The 19,714-nt window shown below is 64.3% G+C and carries 18 protein-coding genes, 1 tRNA gene and 1 pseudogene; 10 read left to right on the top strand and 10 right to left on the bottom strand.

Features of this window, described 5'->3' with window-relative positions:
- A pseudogene (locus tag DYI24_RS05755) lies at positions 1-271 on the top strand (MFS transporter); the annotation flags it as partial.
- Positions 272-360: 89 nt separating this feature from the next.
- Here the strand turns inward: DYI24_RS05755 and DYI24_RS05750 are convergent.
- Positions 361-2,052 carry a methyl-accepting chemotaxis protein gene (locus DYI24_RS05750; RefSeq protein WP_164571585.1) on the bottom strand — a complete coding sequence of 564 codons (1,692 nt, stop codon included), beginning with the start codon at positions 2,050-2,052 and terminating at the stop codon, positions 361-363.
- 562 nt (positions 2,053-2,614) lie between these two features.
- Between DYI24_RS05750 and DYI24_RS05745 the strand changes: the two genes are divergently transcribed.
- The 4 genes from DYI24_RS05745 to DYI24_RS05730 all read left to right on the top strand — a co-directional run bounded on the left by DYI24_RS05745 (position 2,615) and on the right by DYI24_RS05730 (position 6,748).
- Positions 2,615-2,690, top strand: a tRNA-Ile gene (locus DYI24_RS05745).
- 42 nt (positions 2,691-2,732) lie between these two features.
- Positions 2,733-3,788, top strand: a complete 1,056-nt coding sequence (locus DYI24_RS05740; protein ID WP_164571584.1) for a helix-turn-helix domain-containing protein — start codon at positions 2,733-2,735, stop codon at positions 3,786-3,788.
- Between the two features lie 419 nt (positions 3,789-4,207).
- Complete coding sequence (locus DYI24_RS05735; RefSeq protein WP_164571583.1) at positions 4,208-5,716, top strand: diguanylate cyclase; 1,509 nt, start codon at positions 4,208-4,210, stop codon at positions 5,714-5,716.
- A 165-nt stretch (positions 5,717-5,881) separates the two neighbouring features.
- The gene (locus tag DYI24_RS05730) at positions 5,882-6,748 is read left to right on the top strand and encodes an FTR1 family iron permease (protein ID WP_164571582.1); all 867 of its coding nucleotides are present in this window, start codon (positions 5,882-5,884) and stop codon (positions 6,746-6,748) included.
- Here DYI24_RS05730 and DYI24_RS05725 read toward each other — a convergent pair.
- From DYI24_RS05725 to DYI24_RS05710, 4 genes are all read right to left on the bottom strand, one after another.
- Complete coding sequence (locus DYI24_RS05725; protein ID WP_164571581.1) at positions 6,739-7,488, bottom strand: transglutaminase-like domain-containing protein; 750 nt, start codon at positions 7,486-7,488, stop codon at positions 6,739-6,741. The two genes, DYI24_RS05730 and DYI24_RS05725, sit on opposite strands and share 10 nt — an antisense overlap.
- The gene (locus DYI24_RS05720) at positions 7,478-7,705 is read right to left on the bottom strand and encodes a DUF3222 family protein (protein ID WP_107343633.1); all 228 of its coding nucleotides are present in this window, start codon (positions 7,703-7,705) and stop codon (positions 7,478-7,480) included. Before DYI24_RS05720 ends, DYI24_RS05725 begins: the two co-directional genes overlap by 11 nt.
- Before the next feature lie 97 nt (positions 7,706-7,802).
- Positions 7,803-8,072, bottom strand: coding sequence for a hypothetical protein (locus DYI24_RS05715; protein WP_164571580.1), 270 nt, complete (start codon positions 8,070-8,072; stop codon positions 7,803-7,805).
- A gap of 76 nt (positions 8,073-8,148) precedes the next feature.
- The gene (locus DYI24_RS05710) at positions 8,149-9,150 is read right to left on the bottom strand and encodes an alpha/beta fold hydrolase (protein WP_164571579.1); all 1,002 of its coding nucleotides are present in this window, start codon (positions 9,148-9,150) and stop codon (positions 8,149-8,151) included.
- Positions 9,151-9,302: 152 nt separating this feature from the next.
- Between DYI24_RS05710 and DYI24_RS05705 the strand changes: the two genes are divergently transcribed.
- Genes DYI24_RS05705 through DYI24_RS05695 form a run of 3 tightly spaced genes read left to right on the top strand, consistent with a single transcriptional unit; the run spans position 9,303 to position 12,461 of the window.
- Positions 9,303-10,565 (top strand): efflux RND transporter periplasmic adaptor subunit, encoded by a 1,263-nt coding sequence (locus DYI24_RS05705; RefSeq protein WP_164571578.1) that lies wholly within the window; start codon positions 9,303-9,305, stop codon positions 10,563-10,565.
- The gene (locus DYI24_RS05700) at positions 10,562-11,788 is read left to right on the top strand and encodes an ABC transporter permease (protein ID WP_164571577.1); all 1,227 of its coding nucleotides are present in this window, start codon (positions 10,562-10,564) and stop codon (positions 11,786-11,788) included. The genes DYI24_RS05705 and DYI24_RS05700 overlap by 4 nt, the downstream gene beginning before the upstream one ends.
- On the top strand, positions 11,781-12,461 hold the full coding sequence (locus DYI24_RS05695) for an ABC transporter ATP-binding protein (RefSeq protein WP_164571576.1): 681 nt from the start codon (positions 11,781-11,783) through the stop codon (positions 12,459-12,461). Before DYI24_RS05700 ends, DYI24_RS05695 begins: the two co-directional genes overlap by 8 nt.
- A 96-nt stretch (positions 12,462-12,557) precedes the next feature.
- On the opposite strand, the gene DYI24_RS05690 is transcribed toward DYI24_RS05695, so the two are convergent.
- Complete coding sequence (locus DYI24_RS05690) at positions 12,558-13,775, bottom strand: ABC transporter substrate-binding protein (protein WP_164571575.1); 1,218 nt, start codon at positions 13,773-13,775, stop codon at positions 12,558-12,560.
- A 603-nt stretch (positions 13,776-14,378) separates the two neighbouring features.
- Here DYI24_RS05690 and DYI24_RS05685 point away from each other — a divergent pair.
- Positions 14,379-15,200, top strand: a complete 822-nt coding sequence (locus DYI24_RS05685; RefSeq protein ID WP_164571574.1) for a flagellar hook basal-body protein — start codon at positions 14,379-14,381, stop codon at positions 15,198-15,200.
- Positions 15,201-15,307: 107 nt separating this feature from the next.
- Here DYI24_RS05685 and DYI24_RS05680 read toward each other — a convergent pair whose 3' ends face one another.
- The 3 genes from DYI24_RS05680 to DYI24_RS05670 form a co-directional block, all read right to left on the bottom strand.
- A complete protein-coding gene (locus tag DYI24_RS05680; protein ID WP_107343641.1) occupies positions 15,308-15,706 on the bottom strand; it encodes a translational machinery protein in 399 nt (132 codons plus the stop codon).
- Positions 15,707-15,838: 132 nt separating this feature from the next.
- Positions 15,839-16,852, bottom strand: a complete 1,014-nt coding sequence (locus DYI24_RS05675; RefSeq protein ID WP_164571573.1) for an aldo/keto reductase — start codon at positions 16,850-16,852, stop codon at positions 15,839-15,841.
- Positions 16,853-17,055: 203 nt separating this feature from the next.
- The gene (locus DYI24_RS05670) at positions 17,056-18,264 is read right to left on the bottom strand and encodes an ABC transporter substrate-binding protein (RefSeq protein WP_164571572.1); all 1,209 of its coding nucleotides are present in this window, start codon (positions 18,262-18,264) and stop codon (positions 17,056-17,058) included.
- A gap of 102 nt (positions 18,265-18,366) precedes the next feature.
- Between DYI24_RS05670 and DYI24_RS05665 the strand changes: the two genes are divergently transcribed.
- Positions 18,367-19,062 (top strand): sulfite exporter TauE/SafE family protein, encoded by a 696-nt coding sequence (locus DYI24_RS05665; RefSeq protein WP_164571571.1) that lies wholly within the window; start codon positions 18,367-18,369, stop codon positions 19,060-19,062.
- A gap of 29 nt (positions 19,063-19,091) precedes the next feature.
- Here the strand turns inward: DYI24_RS05665 and DYI24_RS05660 are convergent.
- Positions 19,092-19,714, bottom strand: a 623-nt coding sequence (locus tag DYI24_RS05660; RefSeq protein ID WP_164571570.1) for a GGDEF domain-containing protein, incomplete at its 5' end; no start/stop codon positions are given.

Below are 19,714 nucleotides of genomic sequence, written 5' to 3'. Positions count from 1 at the left end.
GTTCCAGGGCGGCATCGTGCCGGCCTATGCGATCATCGTCCGCGAGGCGATGCCGGCGCGCGAGGCCGCCACCCGAGTCGGCATCGTCATCATGGCCTCGGTGCTCGGCATGTCGTTCGGCGGCTGGATTTCCGGGGTGATCTTCGACGCCACCGGCTCCTACGCGGCCGCCTTCGTCAACGGCATGGCGTGGAACGCGGTCAACGTCGCGATCATACTGATGCTGTTGCTGCGCAGCCGGCGGCGCGGCCCACAGGTGGCGATGGCGTAGCGGGATCTTATCGGAGGCCGGAAACGAAAGAGCCGCGCAGCTGACAGCCGCGCGGCTCTTGTTGTGCGATGGAGCTGGGGGAGGCCGGCTCAGGCGGCCCGGACGCTCTGCAGGAAGTTGGCGACCTCGACCTTCAACCGGTTGGAGTCCTGCGACAGCGACTGCGCCGCCGACAGCACCTGGGCCGATGCCGATCCGGTTTCAGTGGCGCCGCGCTGCACGTCGACGATGTTGGCCGACACCTCGTTGGTGCCTCGCGCCGCTTGCTGAACGTTGCGGGCGATCTCCTGGGTCGCGGCGCCTTGTTCTTCGACCGCCGACGCGATCGTCGAGGCGATCTCCGACATCCGCTCGATGGTGTGGCCGATCTCGCGGATCGCCGACACCGACTCTCCGGTCGCCGCCTGGATGCCGCCGATATGCTGGCTGATTTCGCCGGTCGCCTTCGAGGTTTGTTCGGCCAAAGCCTTCACTTCGGCTGCCACCACGGCGAAGCCGCGGCCGGCTTCGCCGGCGCGCGCCGCTTCGATCGTGGCGTTGAGTGCGAGCAGATTGGTCTGGCCGGCGATGGTGTTGATCAGTTCGACCACATCGCCGATCCGGGCGGCCGCCTGCGACAGCTCGCCGACGGTAGCGTTGGTCTTGCGCGCCTGATCGACCGCCTCGACGGCGATGCGGGCGGATTCTTGCACCTGCCGGCTGATCTCGTTGATCGACGAGGTCATCTCCTCGGTCGCCGACGCCACCGACTGCACGTTGGTGGAGGCCTGTTCGGAGGCGGCTGCGACGGTGGTGGTGATCGTCTGGGCGTGTTCCGCCGTTTTCGTCAGTGTGCCCGCCGAAGCTTCCAGTTCGGTCGAAGCCGACGAGACGGTTTCAACGATCTCGCCCACGGAGGATTCGAACTGCCGGGTGGCGGCGTCGATACGGTGGCCGCGCGCGATCTTCTCTTCGGCGTCCTTGGCTGCGGCCGCATCGGCCGCGCGCTTATCGATCAGCGCCTGCTTGAACACCTGCAGCGCATCGGCCATGGCGCCGATCTCGGTGTTCTTGCCACGATGCGGCACCTCGGCGGAGAGGTCGCCGCGGGTGAAATCCTGCATCGGCTTGACGATCGAGGCGATACCCCGCGACAGATCGCGGATCACCAGGATGCTCGCGGTGATGCCGATCGCGATCGCGACAAGCAGGATGCCGATCATCACGACGATCGCCCACAGATAGGTCGCTTCCGCACTCGCGGTGGCGCCTGCTGCACCCTTGTCGTTGAGTTCGATGTCCTTCTTCAGCACCTCATCGATTTGTGCGCTGATCGGGCCCATCGTCTTCAGCATGTAGTCGTTGGCGGCGACCGGAAGCTCACCAGCGGCCTTGCGAGACATTTCGAGGCCGGCGGGAGCGAGATTGATGTAGTTCGTCCAAGAGGCCACGAGGTCGTCGTACAGTTTGCGCTCTTCCGGTGTTGCGACCATCGGCGCGTAGGTGCGCAGCGATTGCTTCACCGCTTCATCGAATGCTGCGAGTTGCTTCTCGGTTGCCAGCTTGCGTTCGGTGGTGGCTTCGAGCAAATGCGCGCGCAGCGTGTTGCGATATAGCGCCACGTTGGTGCGCATTTCGCCGAGAACACGGACCGACGGCATCCAATTGGTGCCGATATCGACAGTGCTCGCATTCAACGTCCGCATCTGCAGCAGGCCAAGTAAACCGAGGCCAGAGAGCGCGATCAGCAAGACAGCGACGAGGGTGGTGATTTTCGTCCGTAACGGGACATTGGCGAGCATGGTTGGTCCAATTCAACTTATAGGCGACGAGATGTCGCGCGATGATCGGCCGCATCCTCGGTTAAAATGTTTGTTCAAAAGCTAATCAATTTGTACGCGATCGAACATATTGCGCGGCGGCACTTGATCTGAAGGCCTCACGGTCTGCGCACACATGAAGAGAGGACGGAACTAATCGATTGGATGAAACGATCTCCGACTGATGAAAGACGAGATCGTCGGAGAGATTCAAAAGCTCGATGTGCTGACTGATCGATTTTGCTCACAGGCCCCAACCTTCCTTGCTCCCGATCGGTGAGACGAGCCGAGCATGTCGGCGCCTCGAACGTCAGCCCCGGCGTCGCCATCGGCGGCTCGACACTTTCGGTCGGACGCAGGACCTTCAATCCCCGTAGCTGATCGTCGGCATGCCCGGGCTGACCGCGCGCACCCGCCACGCCCCGCGAGCGCGGTCTGGTCCATCCGGTTTTGGTCCCGGGCGCCCGCAACCTGCCAATTGCCCGCGAAGTCCTGCCATTGTATGGGGAGGCCGCACCGTCCGCCGCCTCCGCGGCCGCCGGCGGGGCCTGTAGCTCAATGGTTAGAGCCGACCGCTCATAACGGTCTGGTTGCAGGTTCGAGTCCTGCCGGGCCCACCACAGATGCTGTGGCGGAGCCTTGCCCCAAGGGAGGCTTCTTAGATGAACGACGTGCCATCCTTGTCAGTCCCGCTGCAGCCGGCTCGGTTCTCGACCGCAGCGGTTCCGGAGCGCGACCGATTCGATGCTTGGCGGGAATACTTGCGTCCGGTGGCCGATCTGACGCCGATTGCCCATCGTCAGCGGAAGGCTTCGATCGACCTGGCGACATGGGATCTCGGCAGCTTCGCCATGTGCCAGGAGAGCAGTTCCGGCACGCGGTTCTCCCGGACGCCGCGCCGGGTGAAGACCATTTTCGCGGACCATTGGTATCTCTTTTTGATCAAGGAGGGCGCGAACTGGGTGGTCAGCGATGGTGGCTGTTCGGCCGAGCAGGTGTCACGCGGCACCTCCGGTCAGGTTGGCTTCTATTCGCTCGGTGAAGCATTCCACGGCGAGATGCAGCCGATGGAGATTTTGATGCTGTTCATCCCGCGCGACCAGTTCGCCCGACAGGCCGGCACGTTGGACCGGCTCAACAACACGATCATCGACACCGCACGCGGACGGTTGCTGTCCGATTACATGCTGGCATTGGAGCGCCGGTTGCCGGAGCTGACCAAGGAGGATGTGCCGGCGATCGTTCGAGCCACCGAGGCCATGATTACGGCCTGTTTGGCGCCGGCGCCGCAAAGCGCGGAAGAAGCCCGCGAAGGGATCATCTTGAGCCTGGGCGAGCGGGCGCGCCGGGTGGTGCAGTCTCAGCTGTCGAATCCGAAGCTGACACCGGCGAGTCTCGCCAAGAGCATGGGCGTGTCGCGGAGCGTGCTCTATCGCCTGTTTGAGCCGCACGGCGGCGCGGCGCGCTATGTTCGCAACACGCGCCTGGCGTCGGCTCACCGGGCGCTGTGTGACTTTGCCGAGACCCGGCAGATCCAGCAAATCGCCAACTCGTTTGGCTTCACCTGCGCGCAGGAATTCAGCCGCGCGTTCCGCCAGCGCTATGGTTACAGCCCGTCCGAGCTACGCGCTGATTGCAGCCAATCGGTCCGCCGCCTCTGCGGCCAGGCGACGGAGGGGGGCCGGACGCTGGGCGAGTTCTTGCGGACCACGGCCTGACGAAATCGACAGACCGCTTGTCCGCGGATCGTCCCGGCTTGCGCCGGATATGAGGTCCTGCAATTCGCGCGAAATCTTTGCGCTGTAATTGGAAACGTCGGGGCGTTCAGGTTCGCTCCGCGTGCTATCGCTGTTGTTCGAAATTGCTCACTGGTACTTGGGTATCATTCATCCGACCCGAATCGTGCTTAACTGATCCGCTTCCCTCCTGCGACGCCCGCCGCAGTCTCTTCTTTGTGGGTATTTTTATACTGTTATCGACGTAATTGGTCGCCATCGATTCTGGGACCGGTTGCTGCGAAAGCGAGACGAAAAGCCAACGCCCCGCCGCCCGATAAGGGTCTAGAGTTCAGCACTGAATAAACGGCCGGGCCGCGCCCGGCCGGAGAAGCTGGCCGAACAAACTGTTGTACCCGCTGATGACGATGCACTTAGATCCGGACCGCGACTGGAAAGATCATATTGCAGGCCAGGCTCTCAGGCAGATCCAGGAGCTCGATCTCGCGCTCGAGCCGAACAGCTTTGAGCTCTGGTACACGTTCTTTTCGGGCCGGCACAAAGCATTGACCGAAGCCGTCAACGCGCTTTTGGCTGCGACCGGCCGGCCGAGTGCACGCGATCTCACGCGGCTGTACGAACAGTTTCTGTTTCCCACCAAGGCTGCAACGCGCATCCATACGATTGGCGCCCTGGTGCACACGCAATCGAGCGCGCTGATCAACGTGATCGAAGAAGCGTCCGATGCGACCCATGGCTACGAGACCCGTCTGTCGAGCGCGGCGCCGCGTCTGGCGCTCGGCCGGATGGACGGCATGCAGAGCATCGTCGATGAACTGCTGAGCTGGACGATCGACATTCAGACCGCCAACTCTCTGTTGGTTGGTCGTCTCAAGTCTGCTGCCGAGCAGGTGCGGCAGTTGCAGGATCAGCTCGATCAGGTTCGGCTCGAAAGCATGACCGATCCGCTGACCGAAGTCGGCAACCGCAAGTATTTCGAAAATTCGCTGTCGCAGCACGTCAATAGCGAAGAAAGTTGGCCGCTGTCGTTGCTGATCGTCGATCTCGACAACTTCAAGCAGTTCAACGATCGCCATGGCCATGTCGTCGGCGACGACGTGCTACGGCTTGCGGCTTCGACCATCAAGCACAATTGCCGCCGTGACGACGTGGTTTGCCGGTATGGCGGCGATGAGTTCGCCATCATCGTGCCGCGCACGCCGCTGCGCGAGGCTCTGCTGCTCGGCGAAGCGATCCGCGCGGCGATCGCGGCGCGCGAACTGCATCGCCGTTCGACGCATGAGAGCTTAGGGCGTCTCTTGATCTCGATCGGCGCGGCGGAGTTCCGTCCGGGCGAGACGGCAGACGATTTTGTCGAGCGCGCCGACCATTGGATGTACGCGGCCAAGCAGGCGCGACGGGACAGGACCCGGCCGACCGGCGAGGCCGTGCGAGATCCAGCCGAACGGCGGCCCGACATTCTGTGGCACGAGAGCTATGCGTGCGGCGAGCCGACCATCGACGCTCAGCACCGCGAGTTGTTCGACCTTGCCAATGTCATCCTTGGTCCCGACATCGAGGCACTGGAATCCGCCGAACTGGCGGAGGTGGTCGAGCTGTTGCTCAGTCGCGTCGCCCAGCACTTCCAGTACGAACAGGCGGTGCTCGAAGCCGCCGGCTACGATGAATATGAACATCATCGTACTGAGCACGACCATCTGCTGCTACGTGCTCGCAACGTGAGTGAGGCTGTGGTGTCGGGACACCAGTCGCTCGGCGAGCTCCGGGAGTTCCTGGTCAACTCGGTGATCCTCGGCCACTTGCTCAAGGATGACCGGCGGTTTTTTGCTCTGTTCGACAAGCAGGGCGCATCTGGCGCGCCGCGCGGGACTGCACCGGTGCATCGGGAGCGACGGCGGTCGTCGCTGTAACCACAATTGGCTTGCCGGATCGGGCGGCCTTCGCGTGCCCGTGATCTGGTCCCCGCATTCGCTATCGGGACTTTTCGCTAAACTTCGATAAGATCGCAACTCCTGGCTGCAGGCGAGTCGGGCCGTTGATCGCCCGTGGCCGTCGCCGGCTGGGTAGAGGCGAAGATGATCGGGTCGCAGTTCGGCAACGTCGTCATCGTGGTGTGGCGCGAAGGCGTCGAGGCGCTGCTGATCGTCGGCATCCTCAATGCATGGCTGCGCAATAACGACGCCAGCGGCATCGGGCGGCGTTATCTGTGGTCCGGAGCCGCCACAGGCCTGCTGCTCGCGATCGGCTTTGGCACCACCATCGCGCTATCCAGCAGTACGATCCCAGTGACCAGCCGCGAGGTCTATGAGGCGATTGCGACCCTGCTTGCAGCCGGCTTGATCGTCCATATGGTCACCTGGATGCGCGGCCAGGGTCGTCTGCTACGCGACGAGCTCGAAGCGGCGCTGCGCCAGGAAACCAGCACGGCGAGCTGGTGGGGCGTGTTCACGCTGGCGGCGTTGGCAATCGCGCGCGAGGGCGCCGAGACCATCCTGTTTCTGCTCGGCGCGCTGTCGGCAGTCGAAAGCACATCCCCGGCCGAGCCGATCCTGGGCGGCATCGTCGGCGTCGGCCTTGCGCTGGCGACCTACGCGCTGCTGCAGCTCGGCAGCCGGATCGCAACCTGGCGACTGTTCTTTCGCGTCACCGAAGTGATGATGTTGCTGCTGGCGGCCTCGCTGTTGATCAGCGGCGTCGACACCTTGAGCAGGCTCGGCTTGCTGCCGTTGACGGGGCGGCTGTGGGACAGTTCGGCGTTGCTTTCGGACCATGGAGCAGTCGGGGCCCTGGTGGCAGGGCTCACCGGCTATCGGTCGCAGCCGAATCTGCTCGAGCTCGGCTTCTACGTCGTCTACTGGATTTGCGTCGTGCTGCTGCTCCGCAAGACCGCGCCGCCCGAACAGCTTGTCGTCGCCGAGAACCGCGCAGAAATTCAGCGCTGAGCTGCACCCGCGGCGCGCGCCGCCGCATCCTGTGCCGCTTCGTCTTCCATCGAGCCGCGCAGGTTGCTTTGCTGCGCAAGGTGAGGGTACTGCCGCTTCATCTCGGCCTGCACGAATTTCACCGGTACATCGAAATACGCGCCGTGCTCGCGGACGTATTCCATGAACCGCGCGTCGTTGTTGTCGAACGCCTGCATCACTGCGTCAGACGAGCCGTCGAAGTCGAGTGGCGCGACGCCGAGCTTGTCGCACAGCGTGCGATTGAAGGTGGGCGACGCTTTCACCCATCGTTCGCCGGTGAAGCATTCGGCATAGCCGTGCCACGCGAACAGGTCGGTGCCCATCGTCCGGGTCAGGTTCTCGGTGGCGAGATGATTGCGGACATCGGCAAAGCACACCCGCGCCGGTATCCCGGATGCACGCGCCAGCGCCGCGAACGCCGAAGCCTTGCCGACGCAGTAGCCGCGTTCGGCGCGCAATACGCTCGACGCGCGGAAGATCTCGGGGCTGGAAAAGTCGACATAGGGATCGTAACGGATGCCGTCGCGCACCGTGAGGTATAGCGCACGAAGCTTGTCGGCGAGCGTTTCGGCGCCGCGCGTGGCGTCAGCGGCGCGCGCGATCACCTCGGGATGATCGCTGTCGACGAATTCCGCCGGTGCGAGACAAACCGCGATCTCGGATGCGGCTGTCTTAACCGTGCCGGAGTTGGCGCCGCTGCTGCCGGGCTCAGACCGCATGCAGCTTCGGCCTGGACGACACAATCTGCTTGGCGATCACCACGGGGCAATCGTCCGCATGCTTGATTTCGTCACCGGTCTGCAGCCACGGCACCGATGCGCCGCACAATTTGCACTGGTTGTGCGCGCCGCCGTCCTCTTCTGAGACGATCTCGATGGCCGTCTTCAGCAGGGCGGTGGCGATTTTGCGGACGTCTTCGGCGGCAGTATCGGTCATGGTTTGATTCCGTGGAACGCGTGGCGGCCGGCGGCCGCGGCCGGAGTGTGCCGCCGTTCGCCGGGCGTTGCAACTGAACGGTGGCCCGGTGCGGGGCTTAGTAGCAGGGATGGCGGCGGCCGTCCTGCCCCCGGTAGGCGGCGGCTCCTTGGCCGCACAGTGCCGATACAGGACCGTCATAGGTGGCGTAAGTGTGCCCAGGCCAAATCGGCGGACCATAGTTATGCAGATAGGGCTCGCTGGACTGGTGGTAGGGTGAATGATGGTGGTGATGCTGCGCGCGATGGTGCCGATGCTCAGCCAGCGCCGGGATCGCGGTGGCTGTGGACAGGATCATCACGGCACAGGCCAGCTTGAACGTGGTCATGACACACTCCGTTGGTTCCGGAAAAGGAACGTCCCCGACGCGCTGAGGTTTCATCGCGCCGCGGACGTCGTTGGCGTCAGCTGCGCTCGGCGGCTTCGGCACGGGTCGGCGCCGCGCGCTCCGCGACCGCATCCGCCAGCCGCTCGATCTCGGCCGCGATGGTGTCCGCATGGGCATGATGCGCCATATGGCCGGCGCCGTTGAGCCGCAGCAGCCGTGCCTGCGGCACCGCTTGGGCCAGCGCCTCGGCATGGACCTGCGGCGGCACCACCGGATCGGCGGTACCGGCGACGATCACGGTCGGCACCTGGATGCCGCCATAACGCGGCACGTGGTCGATCAGTTGATCGCGCAGCCCGGCATATTCCTCGAGGCTGGCGGCGAACCGCTTGGCGGTCAGCGCCAGCGCTAGCCGGCTGCGCTCGGCATAGTCCGCTGGCGGCGTCTCCGGACGGAAGATCCGCGCCGAGATCCGCTTCATCATCGCCAGCGACAGTGGCGGCAGCAGCGTATAGGTGACCAGCGGCTTCATCAGCACTTCGGCGGCACGCTGGAACAGCGGCAGGCCCTGCGGCCGCGGATGGGTGGTCGGATTGATCAGCACCAGCCCGGCGACGGTGTCGGGATTGTCGAGCGCGTAGCGCAGCGCGATCAGGCCGCCGAACGAATGCCCGACCACAATCAGCGGCCCCGCGTCGCGATCCCGCAGCACTTCGCGGATCAGTGTCACTTGATAGGCCGGCGAGGCGACCGGACCGGTGCCGGTGACGCTGTAGCCCTGGCCGGGGCGGTCTGGAATGATCACCCGCAGCCGCTGCGCCAGCCGCTCGCCGAGCGACATCCGCATGTCTTCGCAGCACAGATTGGCGCCGTGCAGCAGCAGCACGGTCGGCTGGCCGGAAGCGGCGGGGCGGGCAGGCGTAAGATCGAGTGCGTGCATCCGCACGCCGTTGGCATTGATGAACACGCCGCGGGGCGGGTAGCGCGCTTCCAGCCGGCGCGCCAGCCGGCACGACACCCAGCCCGCCGCCGTGAACAGCACGACGACGCTCAGCACCAGCAAGATCAACGTCGTCATCGTATCCTTCGGCCATAGGCAATCGGCCGCGGACGACTCCGCAGCAGCAGGCGAAATTGAGCACGCGGACGTGTGGTCGCAATTGATCTTTCGCAATGGCTGCCCAACGGTCCGGGGATAGGTCTCGCCGGGGCGATCGACCGCGGACCATCATGTTGCAGAAAGTCGAGCAAATCGACACGCCGCGGCCCAATCTGGCGGTGCGCTGGGCGGGCGGGTTGTGGCGTCATAAATGGCCGGTGCTTGGCATCGCCCTCGTCCTGATCGCGGCGGGTCTCGGGCTTGCCCGGTTGCTGCTCGGGCCCGAAGTGGTCGCTGCGTTGGTCCAGCGCGGCAATCTGGTCCAGACCGTCGTTGCCAGCGGCCATATCGAAACACCTTATCGCGTCGAAATCGCCAGCCAGATCACCGGCACCGTCAAGGACGTGCTGGTCAAGGAGGGCGAGCAGGTGCATCAGGGCCAGCAACTCGTCGCGATCGAGGCGTCGGAGCTGCAGGCCTCAGTGGTGCAGGCTGAGGGCGCGGTGGCGCAAGCGCGGGCGCGGGTTCGCCAGCTTCGCGAGCTGACCAAGCCGGCCGCCGACGAAGCCCTGAAGCAGGCACAGGCCAACCTGCTGAATGCCGAGGCGACGTACGAGCGCGCCTCCAAGCTCGCCGCCTCCGGCTACGGCACCAAGGCGACGCTCGACGACGCCACCAAAAATCTCGACGTCGCCCGCACCCAGGTGCGCACCGCTGAGCTGCAGGTGTTCACCACCAGCCCCGGTGGCAGCGACTTCGTGATGGCAGAGACCCAGCTCAGCCAGGCGCTCGCCAATCTCAACACCGCGCAGGCGCGGCTCGGCTACGCCACCATCGTGGCGCCGCGCGACGGCGTGCTGATCACCCGCAATGTCGAGCGTGGCACCGTGGTGCAGCCCGGCAAGGCACTGCTGGTGCTGGCTCCGGCCGGTGACGTCCAGATCGTGGTGCAGATCGACGAGAAGAATCTCGGCCAGCTTGCGCTCGGCCAGCACGCGGTGGCTTCTGCCGATGCCTATCCGGACAAGCGCTTCTCCGCCGTGCTCAGCTACATCAATCCGTCGGTCGACATCAATCGCGCCTCGGTCGAGGTCAAGCTCAAGGTCGACGATCCGCCGGATTATCTGCGGCAGGACATGACGGTCTCGGTCGATATCGCTACCGCAGAGCGCAACGACGTGGTGATCGTGCCGGCGCGCGCTGTGCATGATGCTGCGACATCTCCGTTCGTGCTGACGACAGAGAACGGCCGCGCCGTGGTGCGCAAGATCAAGCTCGGTTTGCGCGGCGTCGGCTTCTACGAAGTGCTCGACGGTCTCAGCCCCGGAGAGCCGGTGATCCCGCTCACCGCGGGCGTCAAAGCCGGGCAACGCATCCGGGTGGTGGTGCCGTGAAGCGCTGGGTGCCGTTCGAGTGGATCGCCGCGGCGCGGTTTCTGCTCGACGGCGCGGTGCAGACGCTGGTGATCGTCGGCGGCATCGCGATCGGCGTCGGCGTCATCGTGTTCATGTCGGCGATGCTGGCCGGGCTGCAGGCCAATTTCATCAAGCGGGTGCTGACTTCGGTGCCGCAGATCCAACTGATCCCGCCGGACCAGGTGGCGCGGCCGCTGCGCGACGCGCCCGGAACTTTCGAAGCCGCCACCGTGCAACGCCCGACGCAGCGGGTGATTTCGATCAACCAGTGGCCAAAGATCCGCGCCGAGATGCAGGCGAGGCCGGATGTGATCAACGCCGCCGCCACCGCGTCGGGCTCGGCGCTTGCGCTGCGCGGCGACACCAGCCGGGCGGTGACGCTGAACGGCATCGAGCCGGAGATCTATTTCAAGATCGTCAAGGTGCCCGACTATATCGTCGCCGGCAGCGCGAAGATCACCACCGAGGGCATTGTGGTCGGTACCGAATTGGCGCGGGATCTCGGCGCTTCGCTCGGCGACAAGATCATCGTCTCGACCCCGCTCGCCGGCAATCGCGTGCTGACCATCAACGGCATCTTCGATTTCGGCAACAAGGCCGCCAACCAGCGCACCACTTATGTCACGCTGCGCAATGCCCAGAGCATGCTCGGGCTGCTCGGCGGCGTCACCTCAATCGACCTCACCGTCAACGATATCTACGCGGCCGAGGATATCGCCCAGGAGATTCAGGCGACGCTGCCGGTGGAGGCCGACAGCTGGATCAAGACCAATGCGCAATTTTTCACGGCGGTGCAGGCGCAGAAGAATTCCAACACGCTGATCCGGCTGTTCGTGGGATTGTCGGTGGCGTTCGGCATCGCCGCCGTGCTGATCGTGTCGGTGATCCAACGCTCCAAGGATATCGGCATTCTGCGGGCGATGGGCACCCGGCGCGAGCAGATCCTGCAGGTGTTCCTGATCCAGGGCGGGCTGCTCGCCTTCGTCGGTTCGCTGATCGGCTCCGGGCTCGGCGCGCTGGCACTGATCGTGTGGCATCGCCTGGCCCGGCAGGTCGACGGCAGCGAGCTGTTTCCGCTGATCCTCGATCCCGATCTGTTCGTCTGGGCCTCGGTGCTCGCGACCGCGACCGGTGTCGCGGCGGCGATCGCACCGGCGCTGCGCGCCGCAAGGCTTGATCCGGTGGTGGCGATCCGTGGCTGACGTTCTCAACCTCGACGGGATCCGCAAATCCTACAACGTCGGCACGCCGGTCGAGACCGAAGTGTTGCACGGCATCGATCTGACGATGCAGCGCGGTGACTTCTTGGCGCTGATGGGGCCGTCCGGCTCGGGCAAGTCAACGCTGCTGAACATCATCGGTCTGCTTGATCGGCCGACCGGCGGACGGCTGCTGATCAACGGGGAAGACACCGGCCGACTCGGTGATTCAGCGCTGACGCATCTGCGCGGCCACGCCATCGGCTTCGTGTTCCAGTATCACTATCTGATCTCGGCCTTCACCGCGCGGGAGAACGTGATGATGCCGATGCTGGTCGATCGCGGGCGCCCAGATGCGGCGATGGAACAGCGCGCCGACGAACTGCTCGACCGCGTCGGCCTTTCCAAATGGCGCAACAATAGCGCGACCAACATGTCCGGCGGCCAGCAGCAGCGCGTCGCGGTTGCGCGGGCTTTGGCGATGGACCCGGACCTCGTGCTCGCCGACGAGCCGACCGGCAACCTCGACACCAAGTCCGCCAACGACGTGTTCGAGCTGATGCGCCAGATCAACCGCGAGCGCGGCACCACGTTTCTGCTCGTCACCCACAACGACGATCTCGCCGAACGCTGCGACCGCATCGTCCGGGTGGTGGATGGGAAGATCGCAGGGTAGCGGCTGATCAGGCTGCGGCTTGGCGCAAGCAAGGTCCAAAAGCGTGATGCGCGGGCTCACTTCGAGCCCGCGCATCCGTCAATCGTGGAGGTCCGGTTAGTTCGTGACCCGGGCTTCGAGCACGTCGCCGAACATCTCCCAGCGGTCGCCCTTGAAGCGCATCAGCTGCATCTGCTCGATCGGGAAATGATCGGTGGGCGAGGTGTTCATGGTGATGCCCGGCAGCAACGAGGACGGCGCGTAGCCCTTCAGGCTGGTCGCCACCTTCATGATGTTCTCACGCGTCAGATTATCGCCGGCCTGCCTCAGGATGTGTTCCAGCGTCTGCGCGGCACCGTAGGAATACAGCAGCAGACCGTTGGAGCGATCGGAGCCCGGCATGTATTTCTCGAGGAAGGCGTCCCACTCCTTCACACCCGGATCGTTCTTCCAGGTCGGATCGGTCGGATCCTTGACGTAGCTTGCGGTGATCGCGTCCTGGGCAAATTCCATCCCGGCCGGTTTGATCACTGCACCGACAGACGACGAGACGTTGTTCAGAACGTGAACGGGCTTCCAGCCGAGTTCGCCCATCTTGCGGATCGCCAGCGCGGCGAATTTCGGCGTGGAGAGATTGAGGAACAGATCGGCGCCGGAGGCCTTGAGCTTGGCCATCTGCGAATCGATGGTCGGATCGGTGATGTCGTAGGTCGCCTCCGAGATGATCATCGAGGTCTTGGCGCCGAACCCGTCCTTGACACCCTTGTAGATGTCCTTGCCGTAATCGTCGTTCGCCACCAGCACGGCGATCTTGGCGTTGGGATAGGTCGCCATGATCCACTTCGCGTAGATACGCCCCTCAGCCTGATAGGGCGGATTGAACGGCATGGTCCAGGGATAGGTCTTCGGATCGTCGCCGAACCGCGTGCCGCCGCTCGACAGCATCAACTGCGGCACCTTCTTCTGGTTCAGATACTTCATGACGGCCGTGTTCGATGGCGTGCCGAGCGTGTGGTACAGGAACAGCACCTCGTCGCCTTCGACCAGCTTACGGGTCTGCTCCACCGCCTTCGGCGGCGAGTAGGCGTCATCGTACGAAATGAAATTGATCTTGCGGCCGTTGATGCCGCCCTTCTCGTTCAGCATCTTGACGTAGGCGCTCTGGACCTGGCCGACGATGCCGTAAGCCGACGCCGGGCCGCTGTACGGCACGAAATTCCCGACCTTGATCTCGGTGTCACTGACGCCGGGGCCGTAAGATTTCTGCGCAAGCGCAACGCCGGGTGCGAACAACGACGTCGCCGCGAGAACGGCCGCAAGTCCGAAGAGTCTCATCTGTTTCCATCCCATTTTCTTGGCGCGATCTGTTCGATCGTCACGGCGGCGATACTAGACGCCCGCAGGTGGAGCGCGCAATCCCGATCACATGGACCGATCAGCGCATCTGACCGAGCACTCTCGGAGGACGATGCAAGCGAGATGCGAGGAATGATCCATCGAATTGCTTTGTGCGGAATTTCGGTTGCCGGCCATTTATGCCGGCAAGAAGTTGGTCTTGCTCGCGCCGATAGCCTGATGGGGACTGCCTCCACAAAGCTGGCCGCGAACGTGTCCGCGATCTGAATTCTCTGTCGCGAAAGGCGGGTAGTTACGGGATACGGATAGCAGGCTGACAGTCTGCTAATTGAGTGGTCTTGCGCCAAGCTATCTCGGCCGCTCGGCGCCGATAAGCCATGTGTCGTGAATTACTTATGTCGTGCAGCTCCAGCTCCTTTTACGGAAAGACTTTCCGACCGCTCGCACGAAATTTCCTCGTAGAAGAATGGGGTGGCTTGTCGATGTTATTGATTTGCTTGAGGTGCGCTTCTGGTGCGCGCTTTGCAGAGCTCTTTGGGGTGCGCGGAAATCGTCGCGCAGACACCGATCAGGGAGCTCCTTATGGGATCACTTGGTGCATTGTGGACGGCGACCACGGGCCTGCAGGCTCAGTCCGCCGCTTTTGAGAACATCTCGGGCAATGTCGCCAATTCGCAGACAACTGCATTCAAGGCGACCAATACGGCGTTCTCCGACCTGATCTATCCGCCGCAGGTCTCGGATACCGTCTTATGGCGTTCAGTCCTGACCAACAATCAGCAGGGATCAATCAGCAATGATCCGGTGAGTACCCATATGGCGATCGGCGGGGAGGGGTATTTCACGGTCGAGGCGCCGTCAGGGGTGAGCGGGAGCGGCCAGCCGACGTTCAGTACCAGCGAGACCACCTATACGCGACGCGGCGATTTCGATCTCAAGAACGGCTATCTCGTCAACGGCGCCGGCTACTACCTGATGGGATCTCAAATTGATCCCGTCACTGGCGCCGTGGGCAGCCCGGCGCCGCTTCAGTTCGATACCAGTACGGAAGTGCCCAATCTCGGCGTTCTGCAGAGCCTGTCGGTCAGCTCATCCGGCAATCTGCAAGGCACCTATTCCAAGGGCCAGACGGTCGACGTGGCGTCGCTTTCGATAGCCAGCTTCGCTGGCGAGGGTTTTATGAAGCAGGGCAGCGGCGGAACATTCTCGCCGACGCCGCAATCCGGTCCGGCCCTTTACATCAATTCCGGCACGGTGGTGGGAAGCGCGCTGGAGGCGTCGAACGTGGACATTGCGGATCAGATGACCACGATGGTTCAAGCGCAACAGGCCTATTCGGCATGCACACGAGTCGTGACCGCATCGAACGAGATGATGCTGACGATGACTAGCCTCACCATCTGAGCTGCGGTGACGCGGTGTGATCTCCTGTCCGGACGTCGGCACGTCCCCCAACGTTGCAAGTCAGCAGCCGGAATCAACCGGCTGCCGCTGGCGCTTGCTGATCTGTCTCACCGCGTCTGCGGCGTGGTCCGGTCTTCGGCTTTGAAATACTTGCGGGCGTGGGCGACGATCTGGCCGTCGCTGGGATGATCGACGGTTTCGACCGCGGCGATCTTGGCTTTCAGGGCCGGGTTGTGGTCGGCGATGTATTTTTCCAGCGCGTGCTTGGTCTGCGCCGGGCCGACGATCAACACGATGCCGGCGTCGGCGATTGCCTCCATCGCAGCCTGGAGGAAATGCTCGTCGACCGGCTCGTGGCCGGAGCCGACCGCACGATGATGGTGGACGTGCCGGTTCGGATTGTCGGCGTGCACCACGAGCTTGTCGGCGTCGGACGGGTTGAAGTGAAACACCCGCGCTTCGCGATGGTCGATCCAGATCACGGCGTGGAAATGGGGGCTGGTCATAGGGCGGTCTCCCGGCTTCTAGCGCGGCACGCAGGCACAACGATCGCGGCCGCACGGCGGAGCCGAGATTACGGTCCGCCTCGGCGTCTCGGCTTGATCGGCCGCAACTTTGGCCGGAAGCGCGGCCGGCGGTCAGCCGGCGTGACGCACCCGGCGGCCCTCGATCGGGTAGGCCGGGTCGTTATAGCCGGGCGTGGAGGGATGGCCGCTCGCCACCAGGCTGTCGATCAGCGCCTCGTCCTCGGCGGTGAAGCGGTAGTCGAGCGCCCGGACATAATCGTCCCATTGCTGTTCGGTGCGTGGGCCGGCGATCACCGAGGTCACCAGCGCGTTGTTCAGCACCCAGCCGACTGCAAACTGGACGGCGGTGGCGCCCTTGGCTTCGGCGTGGGCGCGGATCTGCTGCGCCAGCTTCAGCGACTCGGGCCGCCACTCGGTCTGCAGCATCCGCTTGTCGGCGCGGCCGGCGCGGCTGTCTTTGTCCGGTTGCGCGTCGGGCGCGTATTTGCCGGTCAGGACGCCGCGCGCCAGCGGCGAGTAGGGGACGATCCCGAGTCCGTAGAAGCCGCAGGCCGGGATGTGCTCGATCTCCGGCATCCGGTTCATGGCGTTGTAATACGGCTGGCTGACCACTGGACGGTCGATGCCGAGTCGGTCGCAGATGTTGCAGATCTCGGCGACGCGCCAGGCACGATAATTCGACACGCCGAAGTAGCGGATCTTGCCGGCGCGGATCAGATCGCCGATTGCCCGCACCGTTTCGTCGAGCGGCGTCGCATGGTCTTCGCGGTGCAGATAATAGATGTCGATCCAGTCGATGCCGAGGCGCTTCAGGCTGTCGTCGGCAGCCTGAAGCACGCGGCGGCGCGACAGTCCGGCGCGGTTGGGGCCGTCCCCCATCGGATTGGCGACCTTGGTGGCGAGGATCCAGTGTTCCCGATGCGCCGTGATCGCGCGGCCGACCACCTGCTCGGAGCCGCCGGTCGAATAGACGTCGGCAGTGTCGATGAAATTGATTCCGGCGTCGCGCGCCTTGTCGATGATCCGCGTCGACGTCGGTTCGTCGGTGGCGCCGCCGAACATCATCGTGCCGAGGCACAGCGGCGAAACCTTCAGGCCGCTACGGCCGAGCGAACGATAGTCCATGGGGCTTTCCTTCGAGATCATTCTAGAAGCGGCAATGCAGGCGGCGGCCACCGCATTTCAGATCATAGCCGCCCGAGGCCGTCATTGCGAGGAGCGAAGCGACGAAGCAATCCACCTCCGAGCACTGGGCTTGATTGCTTCGCTTCGCTCGCAATGACGGAGAGAGGCATCGAGACTCTCGCTGCCTTCGAAGTCAGCGCCCGCTACTTCTTCACCAGCGGGCAGGCAGGATCGGGTGGGCCAAACGCAGCTTCGCCGGGGATGTGAGCCAAAATCTTGTAATAGTCCCACGGATATTTCGACTCCTCCGGGGTCTTCACCTGCACCAGCATCAGGTCGTGGACCATCAGCCCATCCTCGCGCAGCTTTCCGCCGCGGGCAAAGAAGTCGTTGACCGGCTTCTCCCGCATCTTGGCTGCGACCTTCAAGGGATCGTCGGTCCCGGCGTCCTTGATCGCCTGCAGGTAGTGCATGGTCGCCGAATACACGCCGGCCTGCCACATCGTCGGCATCCGGTTCATCTTGGCGAAATAGCGCTTCGACCATTCGCGGGTCTTGTCGTCCATGTCCCAATAGAACGACGTCGTCAGCAGCAGTCCCTGCGCGGTGGGCAGGCCAAGCGAATGCACGTCGGTGATCAGCGCCAGCAGCGCCGCCATCTGCTGGCCGCCCTTGAAGATGCCGAACTCGCCGCCGGTCTTGATCTCGTTGACGTTGTTGGGCGGGCCGGCTGCGATGCCGATGATCTTGGCTTTCGAGGCCTGCGCCTGCAGCACGAACGACGACACGTCCGAGGTCGCGAATGGCGGCCGCACCGAGCCGAGCACCTTGCCGCCGGTCTTGGTGACCATTGCGGCAGCGTCTTTCTCCAGCGATTGGCCGAAGGCGTAGTCGTCGGTGATGAAGAACCAGGTGTCGCCGCCGCGCTTCACCACCTCCTGCGCGGTGCCGACCGCGAGGGCGTGCGTGTCGAATACCCATTGCATGGCGTAGGGGCTGCAGAACTTGCCGTGGAAGTCCGCCGCGCCGGTCGACTGGGTGATGAACAGCCGCTTCTTCTCATTGGCGATGTTCTGGACGGCAAGGCCGACGGCGGAGACCGGCACGTCGAGGATCAGGTCGACCTGCTCGACGTCGTACCAGCGCCGCGCCAGCGTGGCACCGATATCGGGCTTGAGCTGATGGTCGCCGACGATCACCTGGATCGGCTTGCCGAGCACGGTGCCGCCGAAATCGTCCACCGCCATTTGCGCCGCGGTGACGGAGCCCTGTCCGGTCGGTGTCGAGGCAGGGCCGTTCATGTCGGTGAGGACGCCGAGCTTGACGACGTCGTCGGAGACTTGCGCGCGGGCGATGGACGATGACAGCAGCGCAGCCGTCATCATCGCCGCCGCGATCGATCTGGCGATCATTCGTTTCTCCCTTGTTCCGGCTCTGCGGCCGTGTTGTGATTAAGAAACTTACACCATTCTGCCGCCACCGCAATTTACCGGCGGCGCGATGACCAGGGGCCGATGTTCGCGATACTGGGGTTGGGGTTTCTGCTCGGGATGCAGCATGCGCTCGAGGTCGATCACATCGCCGCGGTGTCGACGATCGCAGCGCGGCGCAGCGGCGTCGCCGATATCGTCAAGCACGGACTGACCTGGGGCCTCGGCCACACGCTGACGCTGTTCCTGTTCGCTGGCCTCGCGCTGGTGATCGGCCACTCGATCCCCGAGCAGATCGCCCAGCCGCTCGAGGGAGCGGTCGGCTTCATGCTGGTGGCGCTCGGTGGGCATCTGCTGTGGCGGCTGTGGCGCGACCGGGTCCACGTCCATGTCCATCAGCACGGCGACGGTGTCCGCCACCTCCATTTGCACAGCCATGCCGACCGGCTCAGCCACGACGCGCCCAGTGCGCATCGGCATGAGCACGGCTTTCGCTGGCGGACGCTGTTGGTCGGGCTGATGCACGGCATGGCCGGCTCGGCCGCGCTGTTGGTGTTGGCGGTGTCGCAGGCGCCGAGCCCGGCACAGGGGCTACTTTACGTTGCGCTGTTCGGACTGGGCTCGATGGTCGGAATGGGAGCACTATCGGCGGTGATCGCGGTGCCGGTGGTGATCTCGGCGCGCTCGCTGACGACCGCTAACCGCCTGCTGCAGGGCGCGGTCGGTGTCCTCACGATCGCGATCGGGGTGAGCACCATCCACGCGACACTGCTCGCTTAGAGCGAAGCAAAGCGCCGGCGGGCGCATCGTCAGGCGATCTTGCGCAGCGTCTCAGGTGAGGGGAGATGGGTCTCGGGCGGCGGCTCGGGGGCCGGCTCGTACACCGCGTAGCGGTCCTTGCCGAGCTTCTTGGCGTTGTACAGCGCGACATCGGCGGCTGCGATCAGCCGCTCAGGATGCAGGCCGATCTGCGGGGTCCACTGCGCGACGCCGATCGACGCTGCGATCTTGATCCCAGCCTCGCCGCGGGCCGACACGGCGCGGCTTTCGTCCAGGATGTAGCGGGCGATCATCGCGCCTTCGCGCAGCGTCGTCCCCGGCATCACCACGCAGAATTCGTCGCCGCCGGCGCGGGCCAGCAGATCGCCGGGGCGCAGCCGTGACTGCGCGGCCCGCGAGAACCGGCGTAGGCATTCGTCGCCGGCTGCATGGCCATGACCGTCGTTGATCGCCTTGAAGCCGTCGAGGTCGATCGCCAGCACGGCGAACGGCTCGCCGGTGCTCATCGAAACCGTGCACTGCTCCGACATCCGCTGCAGCAGATGCCGGCGGTTGGAGACGCCGGTGAGGTCGTCGAGCAGCGCGAGATTTTCAACTTCCGAGCGCAGCCGGTCGATCGCCATCAGCAGGAAGGCGAAATTCCATGTCATCG

Source organism: Rhodopseudomonas sp. BR0C11 (assembly GCF_010820945.1).
Classification (GTDB): Bacteria; Pseudomonadota; Alphaproteobacteria; order Rhizobiales; family Xanthobacteraceae; genus Rhodopseudomonas; species Rhodopseudomonas palustris_H.
Note: the sequence above shows the minus strand (reverse complement) of the source record. Positions and strands in the feature narration are given on the sequence as shown.